The 16,940-nt window shown below is 49.4% G+C and carries 12 protein-coding genes; 8 read left to right on the top strand and 4 right to left on the bottom strand.

Going from position 1 to position 16,940, the window contains the following annotated elements; genetic code table 11:
* The first annotated feature begins 90 nt into the window (after positions 1 to 90).
* Positions 91 to 657: an RNA polymerase sigma factor gene (locus GWG06_RS09745; RefSeq protein ID WP_160712886.1), complete on the top strand. Its 567-nt coding sequence runs from the start codon at positions 91 to 93 to the stop codon at positions 655 to 657.
* A gap of 92 nt (positions 658 to 749) precedes the next feature.
* On the opposite strand, the gene GWG06_RS09740 is transcribed toward GWG06_RS09745, so the two are convergent.
* On the bottom strand, positions 750 to 1,562 hold the full coding sequence (locus GWG06_RS09740) for an alpha/beta fold hydrolase (protein WP_160712884.1): 813 nt from the start codon (positions 1,560 to 1,562) through the stop codon (positions 750 to 752).
* A gap of 83 nt (positions 1,563 to 1,645) precedes the next feature.
* Between GWG06_RS09740 and GWG06_RS09735 the strand changes: the two genes are divergently transcribed.
* The 7 genes from GWG06_RS09735 to GWG06_RS09705 all read left to right on the top strand — a co-directional run bounded on the left by GWG06_RS09735 (position 1,646) and on the right by GWG06_RS09705 (position 13,123).
* On the top strand, positions 1,646 to 2,002 hold the full coding sequence (locus GWG06_RS09735) for a winged helix-turn-helix transcriptional regulator (protein ID WP_160712882.1): 357 nt from the start codon (positions 1,646 to 1,648) through the stop codon (positions 2,000 to 2,002).
* 226 nt (positions 2,003 to 2,228) lie between these two features.
* Positions 2,229 to 3,416 carry a FecR family protein gene (locus GWG06_RS09730; RefSeq protein WP_160712880.1) on the top strand — a complete coding sequence of 396 codons (1,188 nt, stop codon included), beginning with the start codon at positions 2,229 to 2,231 and terminating at the stop codon, positions 3,414 to 3,416.
* 251 nt (positions 3,417 to 3,667) lie between these two features.
* Positions 3,668 to 6,958, top strand: coding sequence for a SusC/RagA family TonB-linked outer membrane protein (locus GWG06_RS09725; protein ID WP_160712878.1), 3,291 nt, complete (start codon positions 3,668 to 3,670; stop codon positions 6,956 to 6,958).
* 29 nt (positions 6,959 to 6,987) lie between these two features.
* The gene (locus GWG06_RS09720; protein WP_235938255.1) at positions 6,988 to 8,619 is read left to right on the top strand and encodes a SusD/RagB family nutrient-binding outer membrane lipoprotein; all 1,632 of its coding nucleotides are present in this window, start codon (positions 6,988 to 6,990) and stop codon (positions 8,617 to 8,619) included.
* A 283-nt stretch (positions 8,620 to 8,902) separates the two neighbouring features.
* Positions 8,903 to 9,856: an endo-beta-N-acetylglucosaminidase H gene (locus GWG06_RS09715; protein ID WP_202182984.1), complete on the top strand. Its 954-nt coding sequence runs from the start codon at positions 8,903 to 8,905 to the stop codon at positions 9,854 to 9,856.
* A 400-nt stretch (positions 9,857 to 10,256) separates the two neighbouring features.
* Positions 10,257 to 12,461: a glycosyl hydrolase family 8 gene (locus GWG06_RS09710; protein WP_127038440.1), complete on the top strand. Its 2,205-nt coding sequence runs from the start codon at positions 10,257 to 10,259 to the stop codon at positions 12,459 to 12,461.
* Between the two features lie 251 nt (positions 12,462 to 12,712).
* On the top strand, positions 12,713 to 13,123 hold the full coding sequence (locus GWG06_RS09705; protein ID WP_127041261.1) for a response regulator: 411 nt from the start codon (positions 12,713 to 12,715) through the stop codon (positions 13,121 to 13,123).
* On the opposite strand, the gene GWG06_RS09700 is transcribed toward GWG06_RS09705, so the two are convergent.
* Genes GWG06_RS09700 through GWG06_RS09690 form a run of 3 tightly spaced genes read right to left on the bottom strand, consistent with a single transcriptional unit; the run spans position 13,116 to position 16,723 of the window.
* Positions 13,116 to 13,607: a DUF421 domain-containing protein gene (locus GWG06_RS09700; RefSeq protein ID WP_160712876.1), complete on the bottom strand. Its 492-nt coding sequence runs from the start codon at positions 13,605 to 13,607 to the stop codon at positions 13,116 to 13,118. The genes GWG06_RS09705 and GWG06_RS09700 overlap by 8 nt on opposite strands.
* Positions 13,604 to 14,083 (bottom strand): inorganic diphosphatase, encoded by a 480-nt coding sequence (locus GWG06_RS09695; protein ID WP_127041265.1) that lies wholly within the window; start codon positions 14,081 to 14,083, stop codon positions 13,604 to 13,606. The genes GWG06_RS09700 and GWG06_RS09695 overlap by 4 nt, the downstream gene beginning before the upstream one ends.
* 57 nt (positions 14,084 to 14,140) lie before the next feature.
* Positions 14,141 to 16,723: a PAS domain S-box protein gene (locus GWG06_RS09690; protein ID WP_160712874.1), complete on the bottom strand. Its 2,583-nt coding sequence runs from the start codon at positions 16,721 to 16,723 to the stop codon at positions 14,141 to 14,143.
* Positions 16,724 to 16,940: the final 217 nt, after the last annotated feature.

Here is a 16,940-nt window from a genome sequence, read left to right as displayed (position 1 = left end):
CAGAAATCAGGATCAGCGGCTATTTGCAGGACTTATGCAGCAGTTCCGCCGAAGTTTATTATATTGAGCAGGTATTTAAACCGAGAGGCATTGCCATTCTTATCCTTGCCAGATGAACGAGAGCTGCTAAGACAAGTTGCCGGCGGTAACGAGGCCGCCTACACGCGTATCTTTTACACCTACAGCAAACAGGTGTATAATGTTGCCATGCTGTATCTCAAAGATGAAAATGCCGCCCGTGAAACCGTACAGGAAATATTCATGAAGCTGTGGCTCAAAAGAACATCTCTCACTGATATAGCAGATCTGTCCGACTACCTCTTTATCCTCACCCGTAACTATATATACGATGGTTTCAAAAAACAACTGGTAAAACAAAAGGTTTTCTCCTACCTGAAGACGCAGGAACCGGTTCACCCAAACGATACCGATCACCCTGTACAGGAGCGGCTTTACGCGCAACTGCTGGATAAAGCCATTGCTGCCCTCCCCCCTGGCCGCAAAAAAATCTACCTCGCCCGCAAGGAAGGGCTTACCAACGAAGAAATCTCTCACCAGCTTAATATTTCCATCCACACGGTAAAAAAACAAATGCAGCTGGCCATGCAATCAGTAAGAGCGTTTATACGGGAGAGCATTCAGAATTGGTTGCTTTAGCAGGAATTACGAATGGCGAATGCCCCCATACTGATAACACTTTACATAAAGCCTTCAACTCCGGATTTCAAGGCCTTCTTAATAATAGTGTATTAATCTGCAAAGGTTTCCAGCAAAGCGGCGGTTTCCTTGGGAACCAGTATCATGGCATCATGCCCGGTAACCAGTTCATGGTATTCCCAATCCTTATTGTTTTTAGCGCTTTTGGCGAAGTGTGCAAATGCAGGATTGATTTCTGCTGTGCAGGCAATAAAGATGAGGGGCAGATGATTACCGTAGGGATGTTGTAAGGTCAGTTGCTGGGTAAACGTCCGGAAAGGCTGTCCTGTAAGCCTGGGGCGCATCCAGCGGGTATTTGCGGAATCCTTTACACCGTATATCGGAACGGGCCATGCGGGAATGGTCAGTCCGCCGTTCATGGCTGCAGACTGTGTAACCTCCGCTGTTATGGCTGGCGCATTGATGGCCGATAATACACTCTGTCCGCTTTTTACCAGTACCGGATCCAGAAACACCAGTTTACGCAGCCTGCCCGGTATCCTGTCCGCAACACCCCCGATAACGGCGCCGGCATAACTGTGGCCTACCAGTATCACATCGTGCAGGTCCTCCATTTCTATCAGGTTAACGATGTCTGAAATATGTGTTTCCAGATTGATGTCCGCGGTGATTACATTTTTGTGTTCTCCCTGACCGCTGAGCGTAGGTGTATATACGACGGCTCCGCTTCCACGCAGGATAGTACTTACCTGCTGCCAGCACCAGCCGCCGTGCCAGGCGCCATGTACCAGCACATATACCGGCGGCTTGTTCTTTTCTGATGTTGCCTGTGCATAACTTCCCTGGAATACCAGCAGGGATAACAGCGTCCATATAAGCGCCTGTCTGATTTTTCTGTAATCCATTTTGAAATACTTTTTTGCAAATTTACCTTTGCCTTATACGGTGACCTATATATCACCCGAAAGTGAGTCATTAAATCAGAGATATGTCAAGCAGGATTAAAGCAAGTTCATCAAATGCCCATAACCGCCGGTTATTGGCGGAGGCCCATGATGTGAACGATATATTGAGGACGATCAGTGCCCGGTGGAAAATGGAAATTCTCTGCAACATAACCATCGGTGTGAATCAGTTCAGCCGGCTGAAAGAAAAATTCCCGTCCCTGTCAGATCAGATATTGGGTAAACGATTGTCGGAAATGGTAAGTGAAGGAATACTGGTGAAGGAACATATCCCCGAAACAGTACCGCCACAAACCATTTACAGACCTACCGATAAAGCAACGGCCCTGGTTCAGATATTACGGCAGCTGCATGTATGGGGAAACAAGGAATGGAAATAACATAATATCCCCCCATTATTATACTGCATTATTATACTCCCATCCACCGGTCATTATACCGGATGGAATCCACCCTGCGTTATTATAATCTCCGCCCGGCTCTCCGCTTTCATTCGCAATTCGTAATTCGTAATTCGCAATTAAAAAAAAATTTCCCTCCCGAATACTCCCTCCACCCTCTCCGTTCGTCTTTACCTGTATTATTCCATGTTAATTGTCCACGTACATGACAGCAACTGAAATCAGAACACTGCTTGAACAATATAAGCAAGGCACATTGAATGCAGAGGGGCTGCAGCTGTTACAGCGGGTGGTGGAAGAAGGGCATTTTGAGGAAGAGATCCGGGAAGATATACTGGACAGCCTGCGTAACAGTGCGCCGGATGCCGGGTGGCAGCGGGAGGATATGGAGGCGTTATTGCAGCATATCCTGGCGCAGGAAACTCCGGTATATCCGAAAATACAGGCGCGCAGCCGGTGGCGTTATGCCGCTGCCGCAGTGGTAGCGCTGGGCATTGCCGGTGGTATTACCATGCTGGTGTTGCGCAGGGATACGCCTGCAACAGCGGTAGTACAGGTTCCCCGTAATCCGCTCGCTCCCGGTTCCAGCAAAGCGGTACTGATACTGGCAGATAACAGCGCAATATCGCTGGACAGCAGTAACAGCGGAGCGCTGGCAACACAGGGCGGCGCACAGATCGTGAACAGCAATGGCGCACTTACCTATAAAGGCGGCGATGATCACACACCTCTGACCTATAATACTGTAGCAACTCCCCATGGCGGGCAATACCAGCTCACCCTGGCCGACGGCAGCCGCGTATGGCTGAATGCCGCCAGCAGCATCCGTTTCCCGGCAGCGTTTAAAGGCAGTGAACGAAAAGTGGAGATCACCGGGGAAGTTTATTTCGAGATCGCAAAAAATGCCGCCATGCCTTTCCTCGTAAAGGTTAAAGCCGCCGGTAACAAAGCAGCAGATATTGCTGTACTGGGTACCAGCTTCAATGTAATGGCCTATCAGGATGAACAGAGCATCCGTACCACCCTGGTAGACGGAGCGGTGAAACTCAGCACCCCGCAGGCACAGACCCTGCTGAAACCCGGCTTCCAGGCCAGCCTGACCGATGCAGACAGCGACTTTGAAGTGTCCTCAGCTGATATAGAACAGACCCTCGCCTGGAAGGAAGGCCGGTTCAGGTTCCGCAATACCAATATCAGGGCCATTATGCGGCAGCTGGCACGCTGGTATGATATCGATGTGGTCTATGAAGGCAACCTGTCGGACGTGGACCTCACCGGGGTCATCTCCCGCCGCGAAAATGCAGATGCCCTGCTGAAAGCACTGGAAACCACCCAGCGCGTAAAATTTGATGTGAATGGTAAAACTGTCACCGTAAAAGCAGTAGCTCCATGATATACCTGTGATGTATTTATGTAACAATTAAAGCGATTCCAGTTATGAACCAGACGTAGGCAACCAACTATGCAGGTAGTAAAAAGCCGGGCCCCGATTGCAGTCAGGACCCGGCAGCAAAATGGCTACCAATTCTCTTAGACATTAGAAAACTGAACTTTTAAAGCCACGAACACAAAAGTATGCAACAACTTACTTCCGGCAAAGCGCGCGCGGTACGCGGGCCCTTGCAACGAAAATTACTGTTGGTTATGAAATTAACTGCCATTTTAATGCTGGCCGTCTCCCTTCACCTGAGCGCCAAATCCTACTCCCAGAACGTTACCCTGAAAGGTAAGCGCCTGGCCTTGTACGATGTTTTTGATAATATCAGTAAACAAACAGGTTATGAATTCGTGTACGATGAAAAATTACTCCAGCGCGCAGGTCATGTCAATGTGAATGTCAGTAATGCCTCCCTTACAGACGTACTCAGTAAATGTCTGAAAGATAAATCGCTGAACTTTGAGATTGTCAACAAAATAATCGTTATCAGCCCGAAACCGGCTGAAACCAGTATCAGCACCACCCGGCGCCCCGCTGCCACGGTGCAGGGTATCGTTACCGGCGCAGACAACCTCCCGCTGTTCAATGTGAGCGTGCAGGTAAAAGGCACTACCCGCGGCACCCTTACCAATGAAAAAGGGGCCTTTACCATTCAGGCCGACAGCAAAGACATGCTCGTGTTCAGCTATCTCGGCTATGATAACAAGGAAGTACCTGTAGGCGGAAATACCAATATCAGCGTACAACTTACCCAATCCAACAGCCAGCTCACCGGCGTGGTAGTAACAGCGCTGGGTATCAAAAAATCAGAAAAAGCAATTACCTACGCGATGCAGCAGATCGGTGGCGGTGAACTGGTGAAAGCCAAAGACCCCAACCTGATCAATACCCTCAGCGGTAAAGTAGCCGGCCTTTCCATCTCCCCCAGTGCCTCCGGTATCGGCGGTTCTGCAAAAGTTGTTCTCCGTGGCAGTAAATCAGCGCTTGGCAGCAACCAGGCCCTGTATGTGATTGATGGCGTTCCTATGAACAATGCCATCACCAATCAGCCTAACAGCGCCTATGGCGGTACCAATGCCTACGACGGCGGCGATCCTATCTCCAATATGAACCCGGAAGATATTGAAAGCATCTCCGTCCTGAAAGGCGCTTCCGCCGCTGCTCTCTATGGCAGCCAGGGCGCCAACGGCGTTATCCTCATCACCACCAAAAGCGGTAAGACAGGGAAAACACAGATCAATTTCTCGTCCGGACTAAACCTGACGCAGGCAGCCTACAAACCTGAATTTCAGAACACCTACGGCCAGACAGCCCCCAACAGCGCACAGAGCTGGGGAGCTAAACTCAGCACACCGGCGGCTAACAACCTGAATAACTATTTTCAGACCGGCCAGACCTGGACCAACGCCATCAGCCTCTCCGGCGGTACTGAGCAGATGCAGACCTACTTCTCATACGCCAATACCAGCGGCAAAGGCATCCAGCCGAATAATAAACTGGGACGTCATAATATCAACTTCAAGGAAACAGGACATTTCCTGAATAATAAACTCACCGCTGAAGGAGATGTCAACTACATGACGCAGACGATTGACAATACTCCTTTATCAGGATTGTATTTCAACCCGCTGATAGGTTTGTATCTCTTCCCCCGCGGCGTAGACATTCAGCCCTATAAAGATCAGTTTGAAATTCCTGATCCGGCCCGTAACTTCCTGCCGGTACAGAACTGGGGATTCCTGGAAGATATTCAGCAGAACCCCTGGTGGATCGTTAACCGCAACACCAACTCTCTCTCCCGTAACAGGATACTCCTGAATGCCAGACTGAAATATGAAGTAAATTCCTGGCTGAATATCCAGGCCAGAGGTAGCATTGACCGCATCAACGACATTTACGAACAAAAACTTTATGCCGGCACCTACAAGGTACTGACGCCCCCCAATGGCGCCTATTCCAAAAGAAACAGCGTCATTACGCAACAGTACGGTGACCTGTTGGCCAACTTCAATATCCCGGTTGATAAGGATTTCCGCCTGACAGGTATATTGGGAGGAAGTATCCGTGATATTAAAACCAATGGTGAAAAATTCGGCTCCGGACAAGACGGACTGAAATTCCCCAACATTTTCACACTGCAGAACTTCAGTACCATGAACCCGGCCAATACCGGCGCATTGCCGGAAGATCACGGGCAGTTCCAGTCAGCCTTCGGTAGTGCCACCGCTTCCTGGAAAGACATGATCTTCCTGGATCTGACAGCGCGCAACGACTGGTCCTCCAACCTGTCCTATACGCCCAACGGCAGCTATTTCTATTCCTCTGTAGGAGCAAATGCGATCCTCAGCCAGATGATTAAATTCCCTGCATTTGTTTCTTTTGCGAAAGTAAGAGGTTCCTATGCGGAAGTAGGTAATTCTCCTGATCCTTACAGAACCAACCCGGCCAACAATACATTCGTAGGCACCAACTTCCAGAAGAATAACACCGGTCCGTTCACTGAGCTGAAACCGGAAAAAAGCAAATCGCTGGAATTCGGTACAGAATGGCGTTTCCTCGACAACAGGCTGACTGCAGATATCACTTTCTATAAAATCAATACCTTAAACCAGACTATGAAAGTAGTGGCTCCATGGGCCAGCTTCTGGGAATACTATTACATCAATGCCGGTAATATCCAGAACAAGGGAGTGGAAGCCATTGTACGCTTTGATGTATTCAGACACCGTAAACTACAGTGGAACACCGGTATCAACTATTCCGTAAATGACAACCGTATCGTGGAGCTGTCTGCTTCCAATCCTGAGTTCATACTGAGTGGAGCATCCGGAACCAACTTCATTTCCAAATTCAAAGTGGGTGGTTCCTATGGCGATATCTACGGCACTACGCTGCAGAAAGATGCACAAGGCCGTGTTATGGTAGATGATAAAGGCAACATCAACCGGCAGGGCGGCGATTATGTATACCTGGGCAACTCCAATTCAAAATGGCAGATGGGATGGAACAACAACTTCGCCCTGGGCGGTTTCACCTTGTCATTCCTGATTGACGGCAGATTCGGCGGACAGGTAATGTCTGTGACCCAGGCCCTGATGGACCAGTACGGCGTTTCCAAAGCCAGCGGCGATGCGCGCGATGCAGGCGGTATTCCGGTAAACGGTATTAGCCCCGATAACAAAGCTGTTACCTCCGTTGATCCGAAGAACTGGTATGCTGTAGTTGGCGGTCGTGAAGGCATCTCCAGTGAATATATGTACAGCGCCACTACCGTGCGTTTACGTGAGTTGTCACTGGGTTATACCTTCCCGATGAACAATAACGTGGTCAAAGCACTGCGCCTGTCCCTGACCGGCCGCAACCTGATCTATTTCTACAAGAAAGCGCCGTTTGATCCGGAACTGTCTATGTCTACCGCCAACGACCTTTCCGGCGCAGATATATTCATGCCGCCTGCTACCCGCAGCTACGGACTTACACTGAATGCCACTTTCTAACTTTTTGTTATTCTGCTAAATCGATAAACATGGAACATTCTTATATAAAAATGCTCAGTAACAAATGCCGCAAACCGCTCCTGGCCGCTGCGCTGGCACTCGGCTTGAGCGCCTGCACGAAGAATTTCGAACTATATAATACTGACAGAACAGGTATCACTGATGCCGAACTGCAACCTGACTTCAACATACTCGGCTATCTCAAAACCGCACAGATGGCCATTTACAACTTTTCCGGAGGAGGTGATCCCAACTCCTTCCAGGTACAACAGAATCTGAATGCTGATTGCTATTCCGGTTATTTCGCCTCTGCCAACTCTTTCGGCAGCGGGCGAAATAACCAGAATTACCTGATGGTGTCCGGCTGGAACCAGGAAGCCTTTAAAGTAGGTTACCTGAACGTAATGGGACAGCTGTTTAAACTGGGACAGTCCAATATTCCCAAAGACTTCCCCGCAGTATGGGCAGTAGCACAGATTGTAAAAATCTCTGCCATGCACCGTGTGACAGACATTTACGGCCCTGTTCCGTACAGCCGCGCCGGACTGGACAAGGCCTTCTCCGTATACGACAGCCAGCAGGACATTTACATGTCTTTCTTCAAGGAACTGGATGAGGCCACCGCAGCACTCCGTACCTTCATCAGCAGCGGTAAGCAGCTGCCGTTTAAATTCGCGGATTTCGACCTGGTATACAACGGCAACTTCACACAGTGGCTGCAATATGCCAACTCCCTCCGCCTCCGGCTGGCCATGCATATTGTAAAAGCAGACCGCACCACCGCACAGCTCCAGGCAGAAAAAGCCATGGACCCTGCCAACGGCGGACTGATCACCGGTAACGACGGTAACATGAATGTAAAGGTTATCGGGGCCGGCTATACGAATCCGCTCATCTTCATCGCTAAAAACTGGAACGATATCCTTATCAACGCCTCCCTGCAGGTTTACCTTACCGGCTACAAGGATCCGCGTACCCAAAAGTATATCAGCCCTTCCACAGCCTATCCCGGAAAATACCTGGGCATCCGCCTCGGTATCGTAACCGATAAATCACTGACAGAAAAATACAACGGCTTCTCCGCGATCAACTGGAGAGAGGACGTATTTACACTCAACTCACCCGTGCAGCTGATGACCGCTGCGGAAGTTTATTTCCTCCGCGCAGAAGCTGCTCTCTACGGCTGGAAAAATGCAGGCGCCGCACAGGCCATGTATGAAAACGGTATCAACACCTCCCTGGACCAGTGGCACGTAGCTGATGGCGCATACGCTAACAACAGCACCAACAAACCGGAATACTACGTTGATCCGAACAACATCACCGATACCATCAAAGCACCGTCAGACATCACCATCAAATGGATGGAAAGCGATCAGACACAGGTAAAACTGGAACGTATCATCACCCAGAAATGGCTCGCCATGTTCCCGGAAGGACAGGAAGCCTGGACTGAATTCCGCCGTACCGGCTACCCGAAACTGTTTCCGGTTGCCAATAACTTCAGTAATAACGTAATCGATTCTAAAATCCAGATCAGAAGACTCCCGTTCCCACAGAACGAATACAACACCAACAGCGCTGAAGTAGCCAAAGCTGTGCAACTGCTCGGCGCTGGCGGCGACAGCCCTGCAACCCGGCTGTGGTGGGACAAACCGTGATTATTTTATTATTTGGTTATTTGAGATTTTGTTGCTGCGAGACAGCTTATACTGAAATAAACAGGTAATCATAAAACAGGGATATTTTATTATTTTATTATTTGAGGTTTTATTTCCGCGAAAGAAATATTGCAAAAATAAAATCTCAAATAATAAAATAATAAAATGATAAGATTCCACATTAGCCCGGCATTAGCCCCTTCAACCAGGATCTGAACCATCATTGTAATACCGTTAACCAGGGGAAACAGTCAACCCATTTCAAACCTTTAAAAATTCCGGTATGAAACCACAATTCCATCGCATGCGGCCCCTTGCCGCTATGCTGACCGTATGCATCATGCTGCTCCTTCATGCTTCCTGCAAAAAGGAAACGGCCCGGCAAAAAGAAGATGTTCCCGCTAAAGCCGATGCAGCCACCGAATCCGTTACCAAAAGCGGCGGTAAATCCGTCTGCTACGTGGAAGTAAACAGTAACAGCCTGCTCAATACAGGTAAATACACGCTAACCACCGGCGGACAACAGCTCTTTGATATTGCCATCATTTTTGCGGCGAACATCAACTACAATACCGCTACGCAAAAAGCAGTGCTGTACAACAACCCACAGGTAACCAGCGTGCTGGTGAACAAAGCCACACAGATTGTACCACTGCAGAACAAAGGCATGAAAGTGCTGCTCTCCATCCTGGGAAACCACCAGGGCGCAGGGTTCTGTAACTTTACCAGCAGAGCGTCTGCAAGGGCGTTTGCACAGCAGCTCGCCGATACCGCCAACTACTACGGACTGGATGGTATAGACTTCGATGATGAATATGCAGAATACGGCAATAACGGCACCGGCCAGCCGAATGACAGCTCCTTTGTAATGCTGCTGGATGAACTGCGTAAGCTGATGCCCAGCAAAATTATTTCCTTCTATTACTATGGCCCTGCCGCTTCCCGCCTTTCCTGGGGAGGTAAGAAAGCAGGCGATTTTGTTAACTACAGCTGGAATGCTATCTATGGCAGCTACTCCGTTCCGAATGTGGCCGGTCTGCCTAAATCCAACCTCGGCCCTGCTGCGGTAGATATACAAAGCACCAGCCTGACTACCGCCAAATCACTGGCTACGCAGACCAAGAACAACGGCTACGGCATCTACCTCTGGTATAACCTCACCAGCACCAACAAAGCCAGCTACTTCTCCGGTGTATCCAGCATTCTGTACGGCAGCAATGTAACCTACACCCCGTAACCATTTTGTTATTTTATCATTTTATTATTTGATTGCCTGATTTTGGGATTTTTTGATTTTCGGATATGGGGAGTATAAATGCAGCAGCCGTGCCTGGAAATTATTTGCGGATTTTGCAGCATTTACACATTTTTATATCCGAAAATCAAAAAATCCCAAAATTTCTATCAGATTTTATCAAAATTTGTTTTTTGAAGAGATTAATTATCAAATACTTGCTCTTTTAGACTGGAATACCCATTGAAAATTTTGCAAATTCATCTTATCTTAATACCTGAATTTATTCTGAGTGTGAGCACCGCAATCGCAATCGATTGATGACCTATAGTTCTGCAGCGCGTATGATAACCCGAATGACCGCTTTCCTAAATATATATTTCACCCCTTAAACAAAACCCGTATGATCAAACGTTATTCCCTACTACTGGTTTTTATTGCAAACGTTTGCAGTTTTGCAGTAAAGGCACAGAACAAACCTTTCCCGCAAGCTATCAGCTATCCCGGATGTATCAAGCCCAGCAACGTTACGCAGGCGGCCATGAACACCAGTGTAGCCAGCTATTATGATTACTGGAAATCCCAGTACCTGAAAAACAATCTCTCCTCCCTGCCCGGAGGCTACTACGTAAAGGGCGACATCACCGGTAAAGCTGACGGCTATACGCCGTTAGGCTCCTCCGAAGGACAAGGCTACGGCATGGTCATCGTTGCCCTCATGGCCGGCCACGATCCCAACGCCAGAACAATTTTCGATGGCCTCTTCAAAACATTCAGGGCCTACCACAGCAGTGTAAACAGTAACCTGATGGGATGGGTGGTAGCTGATGCCTCCAGCGCACAGGGACACTTTGACTCTGCCACCGACGGCGATATGGACATCGCCTATTCTCTCCTCCTGGCCCACTACCAATGGGGGTCCGGCGGCACCATCAACTATCTCAGTGAAGCCAAAAAAGTGATCGCTGCCATTAAATCCAGCAATGTCACCACTACCAACAGGCTCAATCTCAGCGACAACGATTCCAAAAGCGCGCTCAATACAAGACCTTCCGACTGGATGATGGACCATATGCGCGCCTTCGCCCAGGAAACCAATGATAACACCTGGACATCCCTGATCAACAACCTGTATAATGTATACAGCCAGTTTACGGCTTCCTACTCCTCTTCTACCGGTCTTATTTCTGACTTCGTGGTGGCCAATCCGCCAAAACCCGCACCCCGCAACTACCTGGAAGAATTCCCGGAAACAGATGAATACAACTACAACGCCTGCCGCGTGCCGCTCAGGATTGTAATGGACTACGCCATGTACGGCAGTACGCCCGCACTCAACGTCTGCAACAAGCTGGTGAACTGGGTGAAAACAAAAACAAACAGCAATCCTACTGCGATCATCGATGGCTACAAACTCAACGGCGGTAATACCGGCTCCGGCCAGGAAGCCGTATTCATCGGACCTTTCGTGGCAGCTTCGGTTGTCAACAGCGGCAACCAGGCTTTCCTGAACAGCGGCTGGAATTATCTTAAATCCGCCAAAAGCGGCTATTACAGCGACTCTTACGGCCTGTTATGCCAGCTCTTCATCTCCGGTAACTGGTGGATTCCGGGCGCCGGCGGTGGCCCGGTAAACAACCCACCCACTGTCAGCATCACCTCCCCTGCCGCTAATGCTTCCTTCACTGCACCTGCTACCGTAACTATCAACGCTACAGCGGCTGACAGCGACGGCACCGTAAAGAAGGTGGAATTCTTCAACGGCGCCACTAAACTCGGAGAAGATACCACCAGCCCCTACAGCTATACCTGGAACAACGTTGCGGCCGGTTCCTACTCCCTCACCGCAAAAGCTACCGATAATGGCAACGCGGCCACTACTTCAGCAGCTGTCAACATCTCCGTAGCTGCCGCCCCCGGCTGCACTCCGGTAGATGCCAGCGGTGACGACGGCAACGTAGCTGCCAACGTACTCGATAATGACCTCAACACCCGCTGGTCTGCCAGCGGCGAACAATGGCTCAGGTTCTGCCTCGGCTCCGCCCAGACAGTTACCGGTGTTGATATCGCCTTCTATAAAGGAGATACCCGCAAAGCGTCGTTCGATATACAGATCAGCCAGGATGGCGCCAGCTGGACAAATGTCGCTACCGGCAAACAAAGCAGCGGTACTTCCAATGCCTTCGAATCCTTTAACTTCACAGGTGTAACGGCCAAGTATGTACGAATTCTCGGACATGGCAACAACGTCAACGCCTGGAACAGCTATACGGAAGTGAAAGTGAAAACAACCACCCAGCTGGCCAGAACAGCCGGCCTCAATGCCGTGGACGACGCTCCCGCCAAAGCAAACACTCTTTCCGTTAACGCTTTCCCGAACCCGTTCCGCGACAACCTTACGATCACCTATAACGTACAACGCTCCGGCCCCGGCAGCCTCACCGTATACAACGTTTCCGGCCAACCCATTGCTATTCTGGCCAACGGCCAGCTCTCCGCAGGTACCCACCAGGCCACCTTCCAGGCCGGCAGACACCCCGGAGGCGTATACATCCTGAAACTGGTACAACAGGGCAACGTGGTCATCAAACGTATCGTGAAAGAATAAAAAACATTTTATTATTTGGTTATTTGAGATTTTGTGCCCCATCATGATGTACTACTGAACTTATCAGTAGAAGAAAAATCATGATGGGGCGCAAAATCTCAAATAACCAAATAATAAAATAATAAATATTAAATATTATCCTATTTGACATTACCCTTTTATTTACCGATATTTATAAGTCCTTGAAAAAAAGATACTAACTCAGAACGGAAAGCCGGGATTCTTTGCAAACCTTATTTAACCATATTTACATGAAACCACAAACTGTCTTAGTGATTGACGATGATGCAGATGACAGGACTTTCTTCAGCGAAGCCATGAAAACAATTTCTCCCGAAATACATACACACCTTTGTGAAAGTGGTACTGAAGCGATTGACCTGCTCTTCAATAAAAAAATTATCAGCCCGGATTTTATTTTTCTTGATCTGAACATGCCTGCCATGAATGGCCGGGAGTGCTTACAGGAATTGCGTAAAATTATTCACCGGGGGTTAACCAAAATTATTGTCATGAGTACTTCCGACCTCGTGGAAGACATGCAGGACTCCATCAATCTGGGAGCAAGGCTCTTCGTTACCAAACCGGATTCTTTCGAAGCATTGTGTAATATTCTCAAAGATGTACTGGAGGAAAAATGGCAGAAATATTTTCTCAGGTAGCCTTCATAATAAAACTAAGACGTCCGTTTGTTTCCATATATACTTTATCTACTTTATCGAAATCTGCACACTTTGTTTCCAGCCGCAGGCTTTCCAGGAGATCTGACTGACTGAGCGATGCCTTCCGCATGTTCCTCCGGATGATATGTCCGTCTTTATACAACAGCAGATGCTTACCTTTCAGCAGGTTATTAATCGTTTTGTTTCTTTCTGAGAGCCATGCCAGGAAACGGTCTGTGACCACCAGCACAGTAGCCGCTGCAACAGTAGAGAAAAAGGGCGAGGCGCCTACCACTCCCCTTGCCAGAATAGCTCCCAGCATAATAATGACGATCGTGTCAAAAGCGGATTTCTTCCCGAAGATCCTCATCCCGCCCAGGCGTATCAGTGCCAGCATGATAAAAAACATTACGAAGGCCCTTACTGACATCTGCAGGATGTCCAGCTGTTCTCCTTCTCCCCATATGGTGGTTACCCAGGTCATTTTTCAATGAAGCGGATCTGTTCGTAGGCAGGCGCAGCATCAATATAGCCCATCGGTTTGAAGTGCCTGCCCTGCAGCTCATTGTAGGTGATAAAAAACTGCTCCAGCTCCCGCACCAGGCTATCCGGCGCCACATCCATCTCCTTGTACTGCCTGGATGCAAATGGTACCGCAATGTAGCGGTCGTTCCGCACGGGATCATGTCCCCTTTCCTTCTGCGTGGCTCTGATAGCGCCTATCAGCCTGCATTTCATCATGCAGCCGGGGAAGCTCCTGAATTCAGACAGTACCAGCACATCCAGCGGATCTCCGTCTTCCCCGCGGGTACCGGGTATAAAACCGAAATCATAGGGAAACATCATACCGGCCGGTAATAACTTGCTTAATACAAAAAAGCGGGTCTCCGGATCAAAATCATATTTTTCTGTACTGCCCTTCGGCGTTTCAATGACAACATTCAACTCTTTAATAATCATGGTTACTATTTATCTGTTTGATATAGGGAGATAAATAAGGAGCCATAACGGGGACGCCTATACGGGTAATAGCACCAGAAAGGTGGCGCCTTCTTCCGGCTGACCGATACCGCGGATGCATCCTTTGTGGTTCAGCGCTATTTTATTGCAAAGGGCCAGCCCTATGCCCGTGCCTTCATAGGCACTGCGCGTATTGAGCCGCTGGAATATCTGGAAGATTTTGTCTTCATACATCTGGTTAAAGCCGATACCGTTGTCTTTCACCTGTATCTCCACATAATTACCGGAGGTATCCAGTTCGGGATAAGCGATGAAATCCTCTGCTCCCAGCGGCCGCGCGCTGATACTGATATGCGGCGTGCGGTCGCAGGCAGTAAACTTCAGCGCATTCCCCAGCAGATTATACAACAGCTGGTTCATCTGCAGCGGTATGGCATCTATTACAGGCAGTTCCCCTACCTCTATGACAGCCCCTTTCTGGGCGATGGTGATTTCAAAATCGCTGAGGACCTCTTCCAGCAAGGCATTCAGGTTGGTGGGTCTGAAAACGTCTTCCGTCCTGTTGAGCCTGGAAAAGTTGAGCAGATCATGAATGAGCTGCGACATACGTTTGGCGCTCAGCATCATCTTCTCCACATATATTTTTGAAACTTCGCTCAGTTTATCTTCTTCTGAATCGCAGAGCAATCCTGCAAAGGTATGTATCTTACGCAAAGGTTCCTGCAGGTCATGGCTGGTAACAAAGGCAAATTGTTCCAGTTCCCGGTTTGATTTCTCCAGTGAGTAGTTGGCTTCCGTCAGCTCCCGGGTGCGCTGGTTCACGATCGCTTCCATTTCCATGGCTACCTGCATATACCTGGCTTCGCTCTCCTGCAGGGCGTTGAACAGCTTGCGCTGTTCAGTAATATCTCTGGCTATCTTGGATGCCCCGATGATTCTGCCGGCGGCATTTTTCAGCGGTGAGATGGTCAGCGATATATCCAGCATCTGCCCGTCTTTGGTGATACGCCTGGTTTCAAAATGATCCACATTTTCGCCGGCCTTCAGCCGTTCCATAATGGCAGGTTCTTCATCCAGGCGGTCCGGCGGTATCAGTTTCGTGATATGCTGCCCGATCATCTCTTCGCTCGTATAGCCGAAAAGCCTTTCTGCTGCCGGATTCCAGCTGGTAATAAATCCTTCCAGCGTTTTACTGATGATGGCATCATCTGAATAAGTCACAATGGAGGCAAGCCGCACCAGCTGCTCCTCGGCTACTTTCAAGTCGGTAATATCTATCAGCATATTCACCGCACCTGTTACCTGCCCTTGCGCATCGAGGATCGGATCGGGGTATGGCTGTACATTTCTGCGGCTGCCATCCGGTCTTTCCACGATGATTTCTGCCCCCCTGACCGCATGGCTGGTTTTAATAGCTACGGCCATCGGGCTGGCTTCCGGTGGCATTATGGTAACACCGTCAGGTGCATATAATCTCAGGGATCCGCACCACATATCCTTTCCTGACACCGGTTCTCTGCCCCAGAGTTTAACGGCGGCTTCATTATATAACATCACCCTGCCATCCTTATCACAGGTATAAATGGCCGCGGGCAGGCCATGCAGCAGGTGCCGGAAATGTTCTTCTTCATTATGTATACTGGCGGGCCACCGTTCACTTTCTTCATAATTTTTCATTCCCGAGATGCCCGCGCCGATACGACCAGCCACCAGCCGGAGGAAACGTTGAAAACGCCCGTCGGGCCGCTGCCAGGGATGCATACCGGTTATCAGCACGCCGTAAGTCTTACCGGTACCGGCAGCCGCTACGGGCACAATGAATGCCGCATCCGGCGGCTGCGGCCACGCACCGGCCGGCAGCCATCCGCATTTCTGCTGCAGCTGGGTAGTGATGACAATATCATTTTTTTCCAGCGCCTCCTTTACCGCCCATTGCAGGCTGGCATCCTGCAGTGCGGCCGTACGCGGGAACATCGCTTCTGACAATGCCGCTGCGGTATAGCCGGTCAGGTTACCGTTCTTTTCAACGGCATAGTAAAAGGCAAAAGGAAAATCAAACTGGTTTTTATGCAAGGCCTCCATGAAGGAGGTATACAGTCCATCTAATGCTGAACTGCTGAAACCGGCGGCCGACAAGGCATCAAGCGTTTCCAGCTGCCGTTCTGATAAGATTTCTGCAGTTATATCTGTCAGCGTACACAACATGCCGGCAGTTGTTCCCTGCTCGCCGGGAACCGGCGTTGCGGTGAAAGTAAAGTACTGTTCATATTGCTGTGTCAGGGATAGCAGAGCCCTGGCAGAGAAAGGAATCTGTTGCTCCGGCGGGGTTTCCAGCAGGGAATGCAGTTGTTCCCGGTAAGCATTCCACACAATGTGGGCAGGTTGCCCCGCTGTTTTGTTTCCGGTAATATCCATACAGGCATCATTGCAGAAGGTAATCCGGTCTGTTCCCCATATGAGACACATCGGTTGCGGCGTGTGCAGCAGGATATGCAGATATGTTTTCAGGGAGTGGGGCCACCGGTCGGCCGGGCCGAGCGGACTATCCTCCCAGGGAAAGTCCCGTATCAGCTGTCCGGCTATACCACCATCAGCGGGGAAAGGGAGTTTAACGGATGTTACTGCATCGCCGATGCTCATGAACTAAATTTTATGATGGCTGTAAATATAAAGATTAAAGTCGCTCAACTGCTGCAGTACCGCTCTGGTACGTTGGTTGACATCTGCTAAATAACACATCTGAAACCAGCTACTGTAAAGCACATTCCGGAAACTCTCCCGCAAACAGCATACCACTCATGAATGATTGTGTCCGTTAGCCCTTTTTGGAACAACCCGGTATAAAAACCGGCCTGTC

This window comes from Chitinophaga solisilvae (assembly GCF_009928525.1).
GTDB lineage: Bacteria > Bacteroidota > Bacteroidia > Chitinophagales > Chitinophagaceae > Chitinophaga > Chitinophaga solisilvae.
This window is presented reverse-complemented; position numbering and strand designations above follow the sequence as displayed.

Coding starts and splice junctions, on each gene's coding strand:
- GWG06_RS09715 (WP_202182984.1), top strand. CDS start 8,903: ATGAAACCACAATTCCATCGCATGCGGCCCCTTGCCGCTATGCTGACC.
- GWG06_RS09740 (WP_160712884.1), bottom strand. CDS start 1,562: ATGGATTACAGAAAAATCAGACAGGCGCTTATATGGACGCTGTTATCC.
- GWG06_RS09725 (WP_160712878.1), top strand. CDS start 3,668: ATGAAATTAACTGCCATTTTAATGCTGGCCGTCTCCCTTCACCTGAGC.
- GWG06_RS09700 (WP_160712876.1), bottom strand. CDS start 13,607: ATGACCTGGGTAACCACCATATGGGGAGAAGGAGAACAGCTGGACATC.
- GWG06_RS09710 (WP_127038440.1), top strand. CDS start 10,257: ATGATCAAACGTTATTCCCTACTACTGGTTTTTATTGCAAACGTTTGC.
- GWG06_RS09730 (WP_160712880.1), top strand. CDS start 2,229: ATGACAGCAACTGAAATCAGAACACTGCTTGAACAATATAAGCAAGGC.
- GWG06_RS09735 (WP_160712882.1), top strand. CDS start 1,646: ATGTCAAGCAGGATTAAAGCAAGTTCATCAAATGCCCATAACCGCCGG.
- GWG06_RS09690 (WP_160712874.1), bottom strand. CDS start 16,723: ATGAGCATCGGCGATGCAGTAACATCCGTTAAACTCCCTTTCCCCGCT.
- GWG06_RS09720 (WP_235938255.1), top strand. CDS start 6,988: ATGGAACATTCTTATATAAAAATGCTCAGTAACAAATGCCGCAAACCG.
- GWG06_RS09695 (WP_127041265.1), bottom strand. CDS start 14,083: ATGATTATTAAAGAGTTGAATGTTGTCATTGAAACGCCGAAGGGCAGT.
- GWG06_RS09705 (WP_127041261.1), top strand. CDS start 12,713: ATGAAACCACAAACTGTCTTAGTGATTGACGATGATGCAGATGACAGG.